18 protein-coding genes and 1 pseudogene are annotated in these 16,230 nt (G+C 34.0%); 16 read left to right on the top strand and 3 right to left on the bottom strand.

Features of this window, described 5'->3' with window-relative positions:
* Positions 1-144 precede the first annotated feature (144 nt).
* Positions 145-1,119, bottom strand: a complete 975-nt coding sequence (locus AC3WVA_RS19100) for an MBL fold metallo-hydrolase (protein WP_048528836.1) — start codon at positions 1,117-1,119, stop codon at positions 145-147.
* Between the two features lie 335 nt (positions 1,120-1,454).
* Here AC3WVA_RS19100 and AC3WVA_RS19105 point away from each other — a divergent pair, with 335 nt between their 5' ends.
* Entirely contained in the window at positions 1,455-2,042 is a 588-nt protein-coding gene (locus AC3WVA_RS19105; RefSeq protein ID WP_048528837.1) for an SCO family protein, read from the top strand.
* A 39-nt stretch (positions 2,043-2,081) separates the two neighbouring features.
* Here the strand turns inward: AC3WVA_RS19105 and AC3WVA_RS19110 are convergent, their stop codons facing one another.
* Positions 2,082-2,546: an Hsp20/alpha crystallin family protein gene (locus tag AC3WVA_RS19110; RefSeq protein WP_001288083.1), complete on the bottom strand. Its 465-nt coding sequence runs from the start codon at positions 2,544-2,546 to the stop codon at positions 2,082-2,084.
* 218 nt (positions 2,547-2,764) lie between these two features.
* Here AC3WVA_RS19110 and asnB point away from each other — a divergent pair, with 218 nt between their 5' ends.
* From asnB to AC3WVA_RS19160, 10 genes and pseudogenes are all read left to right on the top strand, one after another.
* Positions 2,765-4,666, top strand: coding sequence for an asparagine synthase (glutamine-hydrolyzing) (gene asnB / locus AC3WVA_RS19115; protein ID WP_048528838.1), 1,902 nt, complete (start codon positions 2,765-2,767; stop codon positions 4,664-4,666).
* A gap of 93 nt (positions 4,667-4,759) precedes the next feature.
* On the top strand, positions 4,760-5,119 hold the full coding sequence (locus tag AC3WVA_RS19120; protein ID WP_098520433.1) for a GNAT family N-acetyltransferase: 360 nt from the start codon (positions 4,760-4,762) through the stop codon (positions 5,117-5,119).
* Positions 5,120-5,167: 48 nt separating this feature from the next.
* On the top strand, positions 5,168-5,497 hold the full coding sequence (locus tag AC3WVA_RS19125) for a hypothetical protein (RefSeq protein ID WP_071758145.1): 330 nt from the start codon (positions 5,168-5,170) through the stop codon (positions 5,495-5,497).
* A gap of 19 nt (positions 5,498-5,516) precedes the next feature.
* A pseudogene (locus AC3WVA_RS19130) lies at positions 5,517-5,630 on the top strand (phosphatase PAP2 family protein); the annotation flags it as partial.
* 133 nt (positions 5,631-5,763) lie between these two features.
* A complete protein-coding gene (locus AC3WVA_RS19135) occupies positions 5,764-6,729 on the top strand; it encodes an ABC transporter substrate-binding protein (RefSeq protein ID WP_048528841.1) in 966 nt (321 codons plus the stop codon).
* 131 nt (positions 6,730-6,860) lie between these two features.
* A complete protein-coding gene (gene dat, locus AC3WVA_RS19140; protein ID WP_048528842.1) occupies positions 6,861-7,736 on the top strand; it encodes a D-amino-acid transaminase in 876 nt (291 codons plus the stop codon).
* Positions 7,737-7,834: 98 nt separating this feature from the next.
* A complete protein-coding gene (locus tag AC3WVA_RS19145; protein ID WP_098520432.1) occupies positions 7,835-8,482 on the top strand; it encodes a nitroreductase family protein in 648 nt (215 codons plus the stop codon).
* 259 nt (positions 8,483-8,741) lie between these two features.
* A complete protein-coding gene (locus AC3WVA_RS19150; protein WP_048528844.1) occupies positions 8,742-9,230 on the top strand; it encodes a putative periplasmic lipoprotein in 489 nt (162 codons plus the stop codon).
* Between the two features lie 65 nt (positions 9,231-9,295).
* Complete coding sequence (locus AC3WVA_RS19155) at positions 9,296-9,532, top strand: hypothetical protein (RefSeq protein WP_141539495.1); 237 nt, start codon at positions 9,296-9,298, stop codon at positions 9,530-9,532.
* A gap of 114 nt (positions 9,533-9,646) precedes the next feature.
* Positions 9,647-10,195 (top strand): cysteine hydrolase family protein, encoded by a 549-nt coding sequence (locus tag AC3WVA_RS19160; RefSeq protein WP_048528845.1) that lies wholly within the window; start codon positions 9,647-9,649, stop codon positions 10,193-10,195.
* A gap of 35 nt (positions 10,196-10,230) precedes the next feature.
* Here the strand turns inward: AC3WVA_RS19160 and AC3WVA_RS19165 are convergent, their stop codons facing one another.
* Positions 10,231-10,680, bottom strand: coding sequence for an NUDIX hydrolase (locus AC3WVA_RS19165; protein WP_088315684.1), 450 nt, complete (start codon positions 10,678-10,680; stop codon positions 10,231-10,233).
* A gap of 254 nt (positions 10,681-10,934) precedes the next feature.
* Here AC3WVA_RS19165 and AC3WVA_RS19170 point away from each other — a divergent pair, with 254 nt between their 5' ends.
* From AC3WVA_RS19170 to adhP, 5 genes are all read left to right on the top strand, one after another.
* Positions 10,935-11,828, top strand: coding sequence for a mechanosensitive ion channel family protein (locus AC3WVA_RS19170; protein ID WP_098520429.1), 894 nt, complete (start codon positions 10,935-10,937; stop codon positions 11,826-11,828).
* A gap of 157 nt (positions 11,829-11,985) precedes the next feature.
* Complete coding sequence (gene casK / locus AC3WVA_RS19175; RefSeq protein WP_098520428.1) at positions 11,986-13,104, top strand: two-component system sensor histidine kinase CasK; 1,119 nt, start codon at positions 11,986-11,988, stop codon at positions 13,102-13,104.
* 14 nt (positions 13,105-13,118) lie between these two features.
* On the top strand, positions 13,119-13,766 hold the full coding sequence (locus AC3WVA_RS19180; protein ID WP_048528849.1) for a response regulator: 648 nt from the start codon (positions 13,119-13,121) through the stop codon (positions 13,764-13,766).
* A gap of 191 nt (positions 13,767-13,957) precedes the next feature.
* Positions 13,958-14,812: a MurR/RpiR family transcriptional regulator gene (locus AC3WVA_RS19185; protein WP_071758152.1), complete on the top strand. Its 855-nt coding sequence runs from the start codon at positions 13,958-13,960 to the stop codon at positions 14,810-14,812.
* A gap of 356 nt (positions 14,813-15,168) precedes the next feature.
* Positions 15,169-16,206: an alcohol dehydrogenase AdhP gene (gene adhP / locus AC3WVA_RS19190; protein ID WP_098881051.1), complete on the top strand. Its 1,038-nt coding sequence runs from the start codon at positions 15,169-15,171 to the stop codon at positions 16,204-16,206.
* Positions 16,207-16,230: the final 24 nt, after the last annotated feature.

Here is a 16,230-nt window from a genome sequence, read left to right on the forward strand (position 1 = left end):
AAGAAATAAGAAGGGCTATACAGGTACTACCGCTAATGATATAGCGGGTCTGTAAATATTCATTCATAGAAAACACCCACTGATTAAAATTTCACTTTATGATTTTCTATATTATATGTTGGATATAGAAAATAAGTAGTTATGTTATACATGTAACGTTTCGCTTTTTTCATTTACCTGTTTATCATTTGTTACGTTATTATAAGTGAAAGTTTGACCTAAAAAGAGTACATGCAGTTGTTCCCACGGTAGCATACGTAAATTCCAATTGTTCCGAAGCCTTGTTATAGCCTCACGCGGTGTTTCATCGGCAAGGGCAAAAGCTCCGTAATGCATCGGTATAAAGTGTATAGCGTTTAAATCTAAATAGGCTTGCACTGCCTCTTCAGGTGAAACGTGAGATACTTTCATAAACCATTCGGGTTCATAAGCTCCAATTGGCATAAGAGCAATATCAATGGAAAAGCGTTTGCCAATTTCTTTGAAACCTTGGAAATAGCCACTATCTCCACAAAAATAAATAGTTTCTTTCGTTATTTCATTATTAATAATCCATCCACCCCAGTGAGAGGTATTCATATCAAATAACGATCTTCTCGTCCAGTGCTGAGCAGGGACAAAGTGAAAGGAAACATTATTAATGTTTGTATTTCCCCACCAATTATATTCTTCTACACGAGTGAATTTTTTACGAGTAAATAATTTTTTTAGTCCAATAGGTACTAGGTATAGAACATCATCATTTAGCTGGCGAAGCGTTGAAAAATCTAGATGATCATAATGACCGTGCGAAATGAGGACAATATCGATTTTAGGTAGTTCTTGTATAGAAAGACCAGGTTCAGTAAGTCTTGGAACTAATTTTAATTTAGTAGCCCATACTGGGTCTGTTAATATATTTAGACCGTTCGTTTGTATAAGGAATGTAGAATGACCAATCCAAGTCACAGTCGTCTTTTCAAAGTTGTTTTGTAGAAATTTACTTTGTTTAACAGGTGATTGTTCTACTAAAAATGAAAAATCCTTTTTATTTTGCTTTCGCTCTTTTCGCCAACGTATAAAGGAACGAATTGATTTTTTTGTGCTCACATTATCCATGTTTTCATAACGTTTTGTCATGAACATCACCTCATTTAAAATCGTTGTAATTGTATTGTACCGAAATGTTGTTAAGGAATACAGTGTATAACATGGATGAATGTTTAAGGAATTGTTAAAAAATAGGGGGATGGGTTTACAATAGTAACAATAAATTTAGTTTTTGCAACTTCTATTTAGAGAAATAATAGTAAAAAATATATTTTGTCTAGTAATTCGCTTGAAATAAAGAAGTAACATACGTAAATTCGTACGATTTCGTGAACAAATGTAGTAAACAATTTTCTCGTAGTGTTAACTTTTGTTATGATAAACATAACCTATTTAAATTTAGGATAGAGAAAAGAGGTTTATTAATGAAGCGTTATCAAAAAATAATTGGTCTTATGGTTGTATTTTGTCTCTTTGTACTTGCTGGATGTAGTGGATCAGGTTCAAAGCTTCGTAAACCATTGAATTGGGATTTAGAAACTTTCCAATTTACAAATCAAGATGGAAAGCCATTTGGTACAAAAGATTTAAAAGGAAAAGTTTGGGTTGCTGACTTTATGTTCACAAATTGCCAAACAGTTTGTCCACCAATGACTGCTAATATGGCAAAACTGCAAAAGATGGCAAAAGAAGAGAAATTAGACGTTCAGTTTGTTTCGTTTAGTGTAGATCCAGACCTTGATAAGCCGGAGAACCTGAAGGCTTTCATTCAAAAGTTTACAGAGGATACTAGTAACTGGAATTTGTTAACAGGTTATTCGTTAGAGGATATTACGAAGTTTTCAAAAGATAATTTCCAATCACTTGTAGATAAACCTGAGAATGGTCAAGTTATACATGGCACATCGTTTTATTTAATTGATCAAAACGGAAAAGTAATGAAAAAGTATAGTGGTATTAGCAATACGCCGTATGAAGACATTATACGTGATATGAAGCGATTAGCGGATTGAAAAGAAGGGTGCCGATGAAAGCACCCTTCTTTTTTTACATTAGTCTATGGATAAAATGTCATGTTGTTGTGGAAGTTTTGGTGCCCGAATTTCTAACACGCCATTTTGATATGAAGCTTTCGCTGCTTTTTTATTAATTGAGTATGGTAATTTAATCAATCTGGATGCTTCTGAAATGGAACGCTCTCGGCGATAATAGTTATGAGATGTTTCTTCTTCAGCCTCTTCAAGTATCTCTTCTTTTACAGAGACTTTTAAGTATTCACTTTGTATTTCAATTTGAATTTGTTCTTTTTGTATACCTGGTAGTTCAGCTGTAACAACGAGTTCTTCACCAACTTCGTATAAATCTACAGGGAATGTTAATAAACGGTTTCCTTTTTGGAAAAAATGATTTAAATCAGCAATTACATTGCGAAGTGGTGTTTGCTCGAAGAAATCATCAATTTGCTTTAAATAATTGCGAACCGGTGGGCGAGAAGAGTCTTTTTTTTCTTCACTCATGGTTATTCCCTCCTAGAAATCAATTTGCAATATCATATGACAAAAGCGGAGAAAGGTGATTGCCTAATTTTCATGTTTTCATAAAAAATTGTTAAAAATGTGAAATGGAGTGATTTTTTTATAGTTTTTGGTCGCCATATTCAGTTGATTATGCTAGTATAAATAGGGTTGATATAGTAGTATAGAGACAGAATGAAAACTGAAAGAGGGTAAGAAGTATGTGTGGTTTTGTAGGATGTTTATGTGAAAACCCTAGAGAGTTTTCAGAAACAGAAAAACATCAATTTGAAAATATGAACACGATGATTTTCCACCGCGGTCCAGATGACGAAGGATATTTTCGTGATGAACATGTACAATTTGGCTTCCGCCGTTTAAGTATCATTGACTTAGAGGCAGGACATCAGCCGCTAACTTATGAAAATGATCGATATGTAATTATTTTTAATGGTGAAATTTACAACTATGTAGAATTACGTGAAATGTTACTTGAAAAAGGTGCAACGTTTGCAACGCAATCTGATACAGAAGTTATCATTGCATTGTATGCACATATGAAAGAAAAATGTGTAGACTATCTTCGTGGTATGTTTGCATTTATGATTTGGGATCGTGAAGAGAAGAAACTTTTCGGTGCACGTGATCATTTCGGTATTAAACCTTTATACATTGCACAACAAGGTGATACTACATTCTTCGCATCTGAGAAGAAAAGTATTATGCATGTGATGGAAGATAAAGGCGTTAATCCAACGTCATTACAACATTACTTTACGTACCAATATGGTCCAGAGCCAGAAACATTAACAATTGATGTTAATAAAATTGAGCCGGGTCATTATTTCGTAAAAGAAATTGGTAAAGAGATGGAAATCCATCGTTACTGGAAACCTTATTTCAATGCTTCAAGTGCAACGAAAGAAGAACATATCCAAGCAATTCGTGATGTGTTATATGATTCAGTAAAAGTGCATATGCGCAGTGATGTACCAGTAGGTTCATTCTTATCTGGTGGTATCGATTCATCTATCATCGCATCTATCGCAAGAGAAATGAATCCGAATCTATTAACATTCTCTGTTGGTTTTGAGCAACGTGGTTTCAGTGAAGTTGATGTTGCAAAAGAAACTGCTGAGAAATTAGGCGTTAAAAACCATAACGTATTCATTTCAGCGAAAGAGTTTATGGATGAGTTCCCAAAAATCATTTGGCATATGGATGATCCTTTAGCAGATCCAGCAGCTGTACCATTGTACTTCGTTGCAAAAGAGGCGCGTAAACATGTAACAGTTGTACTTTCAGGTGAAGGGGCAGATGAGCTATTTGGTGGTTATAACATTTATCGTGAGCCAAACTCACTGAAAATGTTCTCTTACATTCCTAGCCCAGGTAAGAGCGTTCTAAAAGCATTAAGTGGTGCTCTTAAAGAAGGCTTTAAAGGAAAGAGCTTCCTAGAGCGTGGATGTACGCCAATTGAAGAGCGTTACTATGGAAACGCGAAAATCTTCCGTGAAGAAGAGAAAGCGGAATTAATGAAGTATTACAATGAAAGTGTTAACTATATGGATATCACGAAACCATTGTATAACGAGATTAAAGATTATGATGATGTAAGTAAAATGCAGTACATTGACATGTTCACATGGTTACGCGGTGACATTTTATTAAAAGCTGATAAAATGACAATGGCAAACTCATTAGAACTTCGTGTACCATTCTTAGATAAAGAAGTATTCGATGTTGCATCTAAAATTCCAACTGAATTTAAGATTGCTAACGGAACTACGAAAGCTATTTTACGTGAAGCAGCACGCGGAATCGTTCCAGATCACGTATTAGATCGTAAAAAACTTGGATTCCCAGTACCAATTCGTCACTGGTTAAAAGACGAAATGCATGATTGGGCTATCAATATTATAAATGAGAGCAAAACAGATCATTTAATCGACAAACAGTATGTATTAAACTTACTGGAAGCACATTGTGCTGATAAAGGCGATTATAGCCGTAAGATTTGGACTGTACTTGCGTTTATGGTATGGCATCAAATTTATGTTGAGCATAAATACGATACGAATAAGTTCCACGAAGAAACGAAACGTGCGTATAGCTTAGTTTAATAAGAAAAACCTTAAGATCGCATATGGTCTTAAGGTTTTTTTCATAAATAGGACGTATTATTGATACAATAATAGTAAAAGGATGGACAACATATGATTACGTTTGAAAAAGTAAATGTAGGAAATGAAAACGTTGTTAAAGAAATGTTTCGCTCACATAGTTTAACTGAGCATCAAGTACAGTACTGTGTGAAAGTTGATGATACATATATCGGTGTAATAGACTATAGTGTACAAGAAGATAGTGCGATTTTATCTCAATTAATTATTCACTTTGATTATCAAAGTTACGGTTATGGGACAAATACGTATTTTACATTTGAAACGATGATGAAAGAAAGAGATGTGAAAGAGATAAAGGTATTACAAACGGAATTAACAGAACAAGCGAGATCTTTCATAGAGAGTTTTGGATTTAATGTGGAAGACGGAATATATGTGAAGAAAATATAACGATGAGTAGTTATGCGGGATAAATATAAGGCAGGTGGATGTATGACGATGACTTCTGGTCTTGTATTAATTGGAGGCTGTTTTTTAGTAGCAGAGCTAATTCATATGTTTATTCGAAAAAGAATGAATAAGAAGAGAAAGCCGTATGAATTACAATATGCTCCAGTTTTTTTCCTTTTATTTAGTATGCTTATTACATTACAAAACATAACGAACTTTCCGCCACTTTTAAATATTTTTTTAAAGTTTGGCTTGCTGTATAGTAGCACTGGAATAGCCCTTTTATTTCTTTTATTTTGCATACGTTATATTCACTATCAATCGTATATATTTATTTTAAATTGGTTAAAGCAAAATGATAGAAACCGCCTTACATAAGGCGTTTTTTTTATTTGTACTTGTAATACCTGATATGTATTATTTACGTTATGTATTGACTGGAATTACAATTACTTTCTTATGTCCGTTTCTTTTTCATATGTTACGGTTAAAAAATATGGTTAACAAATAAGTAATAGTTTGAATAAAAATGAGATCTAAATTATATATATTGAAAAAGTTTTCTGATATACGTATTGACAATGTATGAGAGATACATTAGTCTTGTAAATGTAATTGAAAATCATTTTCAACTAGGAGGATTTATGACACGCACTAAAAATATTCTTATGCTTTGCGTTATGTTACTAATGGTCATAATTGCAGGGTGCAGTAAAGAAGAAGAGAAGAAAGATAAAGGTACATCAGCTAAAGTAAAAGATTCATATACGATAAAACATGCAATGGGCGAAACGACAGTAAATGGTACGCCAAAAAGAGTTGTCGTTTTAACAAATGAAGGTGCTGAAGCACTTTTAACTGTTGGAGTAACGCCAGTTGGAACGACAAAACCACGAGCTGGTGATGAATGGTATCCTCATTTAGCAAAAGAGTTAAAAGATACGAAAGTAGTAGGAACTGAGCGTGATATTAATTTAGAGGCAGTAATGAAGCTTCAGCCGGATTTAATTATCGGAAATAAAATGCGTCACGAAAAAATATATGAGCAGTTAAAAGAAATCGCGCCAACTGTATATGCTGAAACATTGCGCGGTGATTGGAAAGAAAACTTTACGCTTTATACAAAAGCTGTAAATAAAGAAAAAGAAGGGCAAAATGCTCTTAATGATTATAAAAAGCGTATTACATCAATAAAAGAACAACTAGGAGATAAAGTTAACTCTAAAGTTTCCATTATTCGCTTCGTCCCAGGTGATGTTCGTATTTATCAAAAAAATTCATTCTCAGGCGTTGTATTAAATGATATTGGGTTTAAACGACCAGCACTACAAGATAAAGATGAATTTGCGATAAAAGGAATTACAAAAGAGCAAATTCCAAATATGGACGGGGACTATTTATTCTATTTCACATCAGATAAAGATGGGGATAAGAATAATGAAGGAAACACGTTAGCAAAAGAATGGATAGAAGATCCGCTCTTTAAACAGTTACAAGCTTCTAAAGATAATAAAGTATTCCAAGTAGATGAAGTGATTTGGAATACAGCAGGTGGTATTGTAGCTGCAAACCGTATGTTAGATGATATTGAAAAATATTTTCTGAAATAGAGGAATGGCCCGGTACATCACTTTAAATGAGTGATGTACTTTTTTATTTATAAAAACACAGAAAATTCCTTCTTTTGAGTGTGAATAAGTTGTACAATTATACCAATCATGGAATAAAGGAGTGGGAAAAAATGAAAGCTACTCATAAAGATTGGATTTTATTTAACGGAAGAATTGTAAATACGAAGGAAGAACAGCCGATGATTCCATTAGAGGAGAGAGGCTTTCAATTTGGTGATGGTATATACGAGGTATTTAGACTATATGATGGGAAGCCACATTTATTAAATCTACATTTGGAACGATTCTTTAATTCTATGGAAGAAATAAAACTAATCCCACCGTTTACTAAGGAAGAGTTAGTCGAAGAGTTACATGAAATGATTGAAAAAAATCAATTTCAAGAAGATGGGAATGTATATTTGCAAATATCAAGAGGTGCTCAAGCACGTAATCATGTTTATGAGTCAAATATGCAACCAACTTATTTTGCAAATATTGTTTCGTTTCCAAGGCCGATTGCTGCTATGGAACGAGGAATAAAAGTTACTGTAGAAGAGGATATACGCTGGAAGTTTTGCCATATAAAATCTTTAAACTTGCTACCTAATATTATGATTAAAAATAAAATAAACGAACAAGGATATCAAGAAGCGATATTAGTACGTGATGGAATTGTAACGGAAGGCTGTCATTCAAATTTCTTTATTGTGAAAAATAATAAATTGATTACACATCCAGCTGACAATTTCATTCTACATGGCATTACACGTCACTATGTTATTTCATTAGCGAAAGAGTTACATATTGAGGTAGAAGAACGAGAGTTTTCACTACAAGAAGTATATGAGGCTGATGAATGCTTCTTTACAGCGACACCACTTGAAATATTCCCAGTCGTTCAAATTGGTGATGAACAGTTTGGGACCGGCGAAAGAGGAACAATTACAAAAAAACTCCAAGTTGCATATGAAGAAAGTATTCGTTTGTTTAAAGTTACGAACTAATATTGAAGAAAAAAGCTGGTATTCCTCCAGCTTTTTTTCATGATATAATTCAAGCATAGGACAAGATTTGAAAACGCTGTAAAAAGGGGATTTAATGTATGAATTATGAAGATTTTAAAGAAGTAATTCACGGTAGACGAAGTGTTAGGAAGTTCACAGAACAAGAAGTATCCATTAGTGACATAAAAGAAATTATTGATTGTGCTCGTTATGCACCGAGTGATACGAACTCACAAACATGGGAGTTCTTGGTCATTATGAACCGAGAGAAAATTAAAGAAATTGAGCAAATGACATGGGATGCATTACATAAACTTGCGGCAAAAGCCACAGAAAACGGAGAAGAGAAGGCAGGGAAATTACTTACCCGTTCTTTCGGACCATATGCAACAGCTTTCTCGGAGGCACCAGTATTAATCGTGTGTTTGGCAACGCCATATGAATCAAAATTTCGCGAAAAGATATTTGATCCAATTGCTTTTGTTCCAGATTCAGTTTGGGAAGAAGAAGGAATTAAGAGTAGCTGTTTAGCGGCACAAAACTTAATGTTGGCTGCACATGCCAAAGGACTTGGTACTTGTCCAATGACAGGACCGGTATTGTTAGCTCAAGATGAACTACGACAATATTTACAAATTGAGCCTGAAAAAAAAATAAACATGGTTATTTCACTCGGTTTTCCGAAAGATAAGCCAAAGAAACTTCCAAGAAAAGAAGTAGATGAGATTACAACATTTGTTTTTTAAAGCGTAAGATAAAAAGACATTGAATGAACAATGTCTTTTTATTTTGGATAGGTATGTAATTCATTTGTTGGGCTAAAATGATAGATAAGAAGGAATTACTATTTATTTCATAAAAAAAATTAATGTTCTATTAAGGAAAGTATGATACATTAATCGTGAGCAAGATTCTATTTGTTCATGAAAGTGTTGAAAATAGTCTTAAAATTAAAAAGTTATTTTTGTATAATAAATTATAATGAAATGACAGGGGGGATGAATTTTGAAAAAATTCATAATCACTGGATTGTCTGTATTGTTATTAGCCGGTTGTGGTGCTCCACAAGAAAAAGAGGATGCGCAATCAAAGCAGGAAGAACAAGTTGTAAACGCAAGTAATGAGAATATAGTTGCATTTCCTGAAGGAGCAGTACCAGTCGGAGAAGGAAAAGTAAAAGTCATTACACCGGATGGTACTTCTGAAAATGGCAATATACCAACTGTATTCATCAAAAAGGATACTTTAATTCAACATGTTGAATTAGAGCTTTCTAATTTTCAAAATGATAAAGAAACATTTATATTTGTAGATCAAGTGTATTCAGATAAACATCAAGTTACTAGTACAACACAGACAACAGTGCAATTAAAAGAAAAGACGCTTGAGACTGGTAGTCATACGATTACTGCAATACAGTATGAAAACAATGACCCAAAAGGAAAGGTTATTAGTTTAAATCAAGCAACATTTGAAACAAAACCAGCGTCATAAGAAGAATAAAAAGTACATTACTCAAAAAGTAGTGTGCTTTTTTGTTTGGACTAGCGGATGTAATAGTGAATAACTTGTTTCGTTTTCTAATACGATTAAGTAGGAAGAACTCACTTGTTATTACTAGGGCAGAGAAAGAGGTTGAAGGTGTGAATCGATGTATTCGTATCATCTTGATTAGTATAATGATGTCGGTAATTTGGTTTACGATACAAGAGGCCATTCAAATTCATGATTTGTTAATAGGAGCTATTTGTTTTATCATTATTTATCTTTTTTGTGATAAACTCGGATTAAGGTAAGTTTTGAGAGAAAAATATAGGTATTTCATTTGAAATGTCGAATAGTACATATGATGTCGTAATAACAAATTTTCTATTGTTTACTGTGAAACAGAAGAAGGGGAGATAGTAGTTATGAAACGAGCTCTTATTAATATTGATTATACATATGATTTTGTAGCTGAAAAAGGTGCTTTAACATGCGGGAAACCAGGACAAGAAATTGAGAAGGAAATTGTCCATATAACGAAGCGATATATTGAAAATGGAGATTACGTTGTTTTTGCGATTGATAAACATGAAGAAAACGATGTATACCATCCAGAATCAAAATTATTCCCGCCTCATAACATAGCTGGTAAAAATGGAAGAGATTTGTTTGGTGAATTACAAGATGTGTACGAAACATATAAAAATGCAGAAAATGTATATTATATGGATAAAACACGATATAGTGCATTTGCAGGAACAGATTTAGAGATGAAGTTACGAGAAAGAGGAATAGAAGAAGTACATCTTGTAGGTGTTTGTACTGATATTTGTGTTCTTCACACAGCCGTAGACGCTTATAATAAAGGATTTAAAATTGTAGTTTTTGAAAAGGCGGTTGCATCTTTTAATGAGCAAGGGCATGAATATGCACTAGGACATTTTCAATCTTGTTTAAACGCAGAAGTGAAGTGAAAAAGAGGCCTTTAAAAAAGGTCTCTTTTTTACGTTTAAATAGAAACGATATTTTGTTCGATTAGTTTTTTTATAAACGGACTTATTTTTTCTGGTAACGCATTTAAATCAAAAAATTGTACATGTAAGGATTCAAATCCATCAGCTTTCAACGTACCACCTATAATGTCTTTGCAAAGATATGCAATTGTTATAGGATAAAATTCATCTCCGTTTGGTAATTTCACAAAAAAGTCTTTTCCAGAAAATACGCTTATTAACTGTAAAGAGCCTATTTCAATCCCTGTTTCTTCAAGCACTTCTCGTCTTCCGGCTTCTTCTGTTGATTCGCCAAGTTCAACGAATCCACCGGGAACACCCCAAACACCATTTCGTCTTTGTTGTAGTAATATTTGTCTTTGTTCATTGAAAACAGCTACAGCAACGCCAGCTAGATTGGGTGGTCTTGATCCAATAACTTCTCTTAGTTCTTCGATATAGCCCATTGTTAGTTAACCTCCGCGAGTCAAAATATTTTCAAATGAACAATTCGGCGTTGTGTTAATATTCCCCTTTTTGTTTAGGTAAGTATTGAGGTCTTAACATAAAGTCATTTATAAAAAATTCTATTGTTATCTCCCTTTAGATAATAAAAAAGGGTATATTTATAGAAGAAAGTGTAACAAGTTTTAAGGAAATCAAAAGGTATGGCAATAAATTAGTTTTTCATGAAATTTTCATTAGTTAAGGGTGTGGATGGATGAGTTTATTAACGTATACTGAAGAATTTTTTAATTATGTAAGAGAGTTTTTACTTTTAAGATTTTTACTATTTGCTATAGTACTAATCATTATCTCTTTTGTAATTAATCGCATTATTGATTGGTTTTTTAGGAAATCAAGCTTTTTTGATGAAGAGGTAGAGCAAACAATTCAAAGTGTGATTCGATCTATTTTTAGATATATCATCATCATCAGTCTAATCATATATTTAATTAGCCAATTTGTAGATATAAAAAGTATCATTGCAGGTGCAGGGATAGCGGGTGTTGTTATCGGTTTTGCTGCACAACAGATGCTAAAAGATGTAATATTAGGCTTTGCGCGATTAGCGGACAAAGAGTTTCGTGTTGGCGATTTTGTTACTTTTAACGGAACAAATTCAGGAACAATTGAGGAAATTAGTATTCGTTTTATGCAAATTCGTGAATGGTCCGGAAAACTTCTTACGATACCGCATGGAGAGATTAGAACGATACAAAATTTTAATAAAGGATGGATGCGCGTAATTGAACGGATTACGGTAAGTTATCAGGAAGATCCTACAAGAGTTAAGGAATTGTTGGAAGAAGTTTGTGTGAATTGTAATGAAAAATTGGCCCCAAGTCTTTATAAAGTAGAGGATGAAGCTGTTGAGCCGTTTAAATATGTTGGTGTTACAGATTTAAATCCGAATCTTAAATACGTTGGATATGAATTTTGTATTACAGGTTTAATAAAGCCAGAAGATTATTTTGAAACTTCTAGACAAGTAAGATTTGAATTAATGTCTATGTTCCATAAGAATCAAGTGCAGATGCCAGCAGCAAATATGGTCGTTACTACTGAAAGCTTACAGCATGCCCGTGCTGGAAAATCTTTATCGGATAGTTAAAGTAGAACAGTTTGTTAACAAAAATTCTGCATCCAACATTGGATAGAAAAATAATAATAAAATGATTGAGATTAAGAAAGAGCCGAAGGAATTTGGCTCTTTTTAATTTGTAGAATTTAGAAATTTCTTAATGTTATAATGGTAGTTGGTGATGAAAATGAACTTTGAAGAAAAAGAGATGCATCGTTTAGAAGCATTAAAAGCAATTGCTGAATTATTAAATGAAGCAACAGACTTACAGGACATGTTAGAAAAAGTGTTACATACATTGTTACAAGTTATGAATTTACAAACAGGGTGGATATTCTTTATCGATGAAAGCGGAAAGCACCGTATGCTTGTAGATGAAAACTTACCGCCAGCTCTTACGTGGCAAGAGAAGAAGCCAATGTGTGAAGGAGACTGTTGGTGTGTAGAGCGCTTTGTGAATGGCAGATTGGAAAAAGCGACAAATATTATTGAATGTAAGCGAATAGAGGATGCGATTGAATGTAATTGGGGAGAGACCGAAGATGTAACGCATCATGCGACGATTCCCCTTAGGTCTGGATCGGAGAAATTTGGTCTATTAAATGTGGCCTCGCCTCAAAAAACACATTTTTCAGAGGAAGAATTAGCATTATTAGAATCGATTGCATTTCAAATAGGAACGACAATACAACGTATTCAGTTAGTAGAGAAAGAACGTAAATATGTAGTGGTAGCTGAAAGAAATCGATTAGCTCGTGATTTACATGATTCAGTAAAACAATTGTTATTTTCTATTATGCTAACAGCAAAAGGTACTCTAAATATGACGCAAGATAGAGACTTGCAAGACATGTTGAGTTATATTGGAGAGTTATCACAAGAAGCATTACAAGAAATGACACTTTTAATTTGGCAATTAAGACCGGAAGGATTAGAGAAAGGTTTAGCAGAGGCAATTAAAAATTACGGAAAGTTGTTAGGGATTCAAGTGGAAGTTCGAATTGATGGAATGGTTTCAATTGGAGATGAAATAGAAGAAGTTTTATGGCGTATTAGCCAGGAAGCTATACATAATTGTAAAAAACACGCTTCATGTGAAAAGGTAAATGTTCTTTTAAAAATAGAAAATAATCAGTTGTATTTTTACATAGAGGATAACGGAATAGGATTTATACAAGATCACGTAAGAGAGTCAGCGCTCGGTTTAAAAAGTATGAAGGAACGTATTCAGTTAATGAGGGGATCATTTCAAATAAAAACTGAGCTGAAAAAGGGTACGAAAATTGAAATTCAATTGCCAGTTTGAAGGGGAGAAGAAGGTTGAAGATAAAATTACTACTAGTTGAGGATCATCATATCGTTCGAAGAGGACTTGTATTCTTTTTGAAAACGAGAGAAGAATTTGAAATAGTTGGGGAAGCGGAAAATGGTGAAGAGGCATTAACATTCGTCCGAACGGAAAGACCAGATGTAGTATTAATGGATTTATCAATGCCGAAGATGGATGGTATTGAAGCAACAAAACGGATAAAACAATATGATGGAACAATAAAGATACTTATATTAAGTAGTTTTTCAGAGCAAGATTATGTTTTACCAGCACTGGAAGCTGGAGCAGATGGTTATCAATTAAAAGAAGTACAGCCTGAGCAACTTGTCGCTTCTATCATTGCAGTACATGAAGGAAATGCGAATTTTCATCCGAAAGTAACACCGGCACTATTAGGACGGTCAGCAGTCAAGAAAGAAAAAGAAAATCCTTTTTCCATGTTAACGAAAAGAGAGCAAGAAGTACTTCGTGAAATTGCGAAAGGGCGTAGTAATAAAGAAATTGCAGCAGAGCTTCATATTACAGAACAAACTGTGAAAACACACGTTTCAAATGTTTTAGCTAAATTGGAAGTAGATGATCGTACGCAAGCTGCATTATATGCGGTGAAACATGAGGGGAATCGTAAGTATGAATAACGGAGTACCATGTTATGGAAGAATATATAGAAGTATATAGAGTTAACCCGCTATTTGCGGGTTAACAATCAGTGGGAGATGTACAATACTCTCACTGATTAAAGTTTCAATTTATAGTAGTGCCAAATAAAGGTTTTTCTTCTTTCGATAATTAGGTACAATAAAGTTACGATGGAAGGGGAAGATATGCTATGCCAGGAACAAGAAGTGGTATTGGAAAGATTCAGGCTTCGTTAAACGGTTTATCACCGAAATTGCGAAGTATTGCAGAACATATATTGGAACATCCACAAGATGTTGTACATAAATCTATTACAGAATTAGCTGAAGTTACGAATAGTTCTGAAGCTACGATATTCCGCTTATGTAAGCACCTTGGATTTCAAGGGTTTCAAGATTTAAAGATTACATTAGCTCGTGAAATTGTACATACTCCTATGCAAAATATTCATGAAGAAGTATCGGCGGAAGATAGTATGGTAACCGTTGCTAAAAAAGTTTTTCATTCGCATATTACAGGACTGCAAGATACATTACATTTGCTAAACGATACAGCGCTAGAGAAAGCTGTAAAAGTATTGCAAGATACAAGCCGTATTGAGTTTTATGGAAATGGTGGTTCTGGTATTATTGCGATGGATGCATATCATAAATTTATGAGAACGGGTATTTCTTGTATTGCTCATACAGATTCACATTTTCAAATTATGGGTGCGGGTTTACTTACGAAAGAAGCTGTGGTCATTGGAATTTCTCATTCTGGTAGCAATAAAGGGTTACTGGAAGCGTTAGAAGTAGCAAAAGCAAGGGGAGCTCGCATTATTGCAATTACGAGCTATCAGAAATCCGCATTAAGTCAACTTGCTGATATTACATTATATACTTCAACACGTGAGACGGAATTCCGCACAGAAGCCAGTTCATCAAGATTAGCACAGTTAAGTTTATTAGATACTTTATACGTTGGGTTATCGTTACAGCGTCAAGAAGAAACGTTGCAAAATTTACAAAGTATACGTGAAACAATTTCGATGAAACGAATATAAAAAGTCCTTCAGATGAAGGGCTTTTTATATTGGTCAATGGTCTGTTATTAAAATTTGATGACTATAGATTTTCCTGTTTTGAAAAATCTGTATTAATGGAGTCTTGTATTCCCGCGTAGAGCTCTAATAAACTATATACATAGATGTAATTTCAGTTTTTCCTTCAAATAAATATTTGGTTAATAATTCAAATATTGTTCAATATTTAACAATAAGCTTTTAAAATTACATGTTATGATGAACGTGTAATGATGATTGAACATTTAAATTTGGCATAATGATGAGCCAAATCAGTGAAGACAGAAGTTTTGAGATGTACTCATTAAAATTCTAAAACACTAAAGGGGAGATCACATATGAAAGCAGTAGTAGTTAATAAAAATAGTAAAGCAAACATTGAAGTTATTGAAAAGGAATTACGTCCGTTACACTCAGGTGAAGCGCTAGTAGATGTAGAGTATTGTGGAGTTTGTCATACTGATTTACACGTTGCAAATCATGATTTCGGAAACACAGATGGCCGCATTCTTGGTCATGAGGGTGTAGGTATTGTTACGAAAATTGCTGAGGATGTTACTTCACTAAAGATAGGTGACCGTGTAAGTATTGCATGGATGTTCCAATCTTGTGGACGTTGTGAATATTGCGTAACGGGTAGAGAAACATTTTGCCGTGAAGTTAAAAATGCTGGTTATTCAGTAGATGGTGGTATGGCAGAACAATGTATTGTTACAGCAGATTATGCGGTGAAAGTACCAGAAGGGTTAGATCCTGCTCAAGCATCATCAATCACATGTGCGGGCGTAACTACATATAAAGCGATAAAAGTATCAGACATTAAACCTGGTCAACCTATCGTCATCTATGGGTGTGGTGGATTAGGTAACCTAGCTATTCAATATGCTAAAAACGTATTTGGTGCAAAGGTAATTGCAGTAGATATTAATGACGATAAATTAGCCTTAGCAAAAGAGGTTGGTGCTGATATGACTATCAATCCAATTTCTCAAGGCCCTGCTGATAAGATTGTTCAAGATAAGTTTGGTGGTGCTTATGCTGCTGTAGTAACAGCTGTTTCTAAAGTAGCATTTAACTCAGCAGTTGATGCAGTACGTGCTTGTGGTAAAGTCGTTGCAGTAGGTTTACCAGTAGAAACGATGGATTTAAACATTCCGCGCCTTGTATTAGATGGAATTGAAGTCGTTGGTTCTCTAGTCGGTACTCGTAAAGACTTAGAAGAGGCATTCATGTTCGGTGCAGAAGGAAAAGTAGTGCCAGTCGTTCAAACTTGTTCTTTAGATAAAGTGCAAAATATATTCGAAGAAATGGAACAAGGTAGAATTCAAGGACGTATGGTAATCGATTTTAAACAGCATAATTGTGATTGTAAATAATTCACATTAAATATAAAAAGTATG

The organism is Bacillus sp. EB106-04-02-XG92 (genome assembly GCF_058791995.1).

Coding starts and splice junctions, on each gene's coding strand:
- AC3WVA_RS19100 (WP_048528836.1), bottom strand. CDS start 1,119: ATGACAAAACGTTATGAAAACATGGATAATGTGAGCACAAAAAAATCA.
- AC3WVA_RS19105 (WP_048528837.1), top strand. CDS start 1,455: ATGAAGCGTTATCAAAAAATAATTGGTCTTATGGTTGTATTTTGTCTC.
- AC3WVA_RS19110 (WP_001288083.1), bottom strand. CDS start 2,546: ATGAGTGAAGAAAAAAAAGACTCTTCTCGCCCACCGGTTCGCAATTAT.
- asnB (WP_048528838.1), top strand. CDS start 2,765: ATGTGTGGTTTTGTAGGATGTTTATGTGAAAACCCTAGAGAGTTTTCA.
- AC3WVA_RS19120 (WP_098520433.1), top strand. CDS start 4,760: ATGATTACGTTTGAAAAAGTAAATGTAGGAAATGAAAACGTTGTTAAA.
- AC3WVA_RS19125 (WP_071758145.1), top strand. CDS start 5,168: ATGACTTCTGGTCTTGTATTAATTGGAGGCTGTTTTTTAGTAGCAGAG.
- AC3WVA_RS19135 (WP_048528841.1), top strand. CDS start 5,764: ATGACACGCACTAAAAATATTCTTATGCTTTGCGTTATGTTACTAATG.
- dat (WP_048528842.1), top strand. CDS start 6,861: ATGAAAGCTACTCATAAAGATTGGATTTTATTTAACGGAAGAATTGTA.
- AC3WVA_RS19145 (WP_098520432.1), top strand. CDS start 7,835: ATGAATTATGAAGATTTTAAAGAAGTAATTCACGGTAGACGAAGTGTT.
- AC3WVA_RS19160 (WP_048528845.1), top strand. CDS start 9,647: ATGAAACGAGCTCTTATTAATATTGATTATACATATGATTTTGTAGCT.
- AC3WVA_RS19165 (WP_088315684.1), bottom strand. CDS start 10,680: ATGGGCTATATCGAAGAACTAAGAGAAGTTATTGGATCAAGACCACCC.
- AC3WVA_RS19170 (WP_098520429.1), top strand. CDS start 10,935: ATGAGTTTATTAACGTATACTGAAGAATTTTTTAATTATGTAAGAGAG.
- casK (WP_098520428.1), top strand. CDS start 11,986: ATGAACTTTGAAGAAAAAGAGATGCATCGTTTAGAAGCATTAAAAGCA.
- AC3WVA_RS19185 (WP_071758152.1), top strand. CDS start 13,958: ATGCCAGGAACAAGAAGTGGTATTGGAAAGATTCAGGCTTCGTTAAAC.
- adhP (WP_098881051.1), top strand. CDS start 15,169: ATGAAAGCAGTAGTAGTTAATAAAAATAGTAAAGCAAACATTGAAGTT.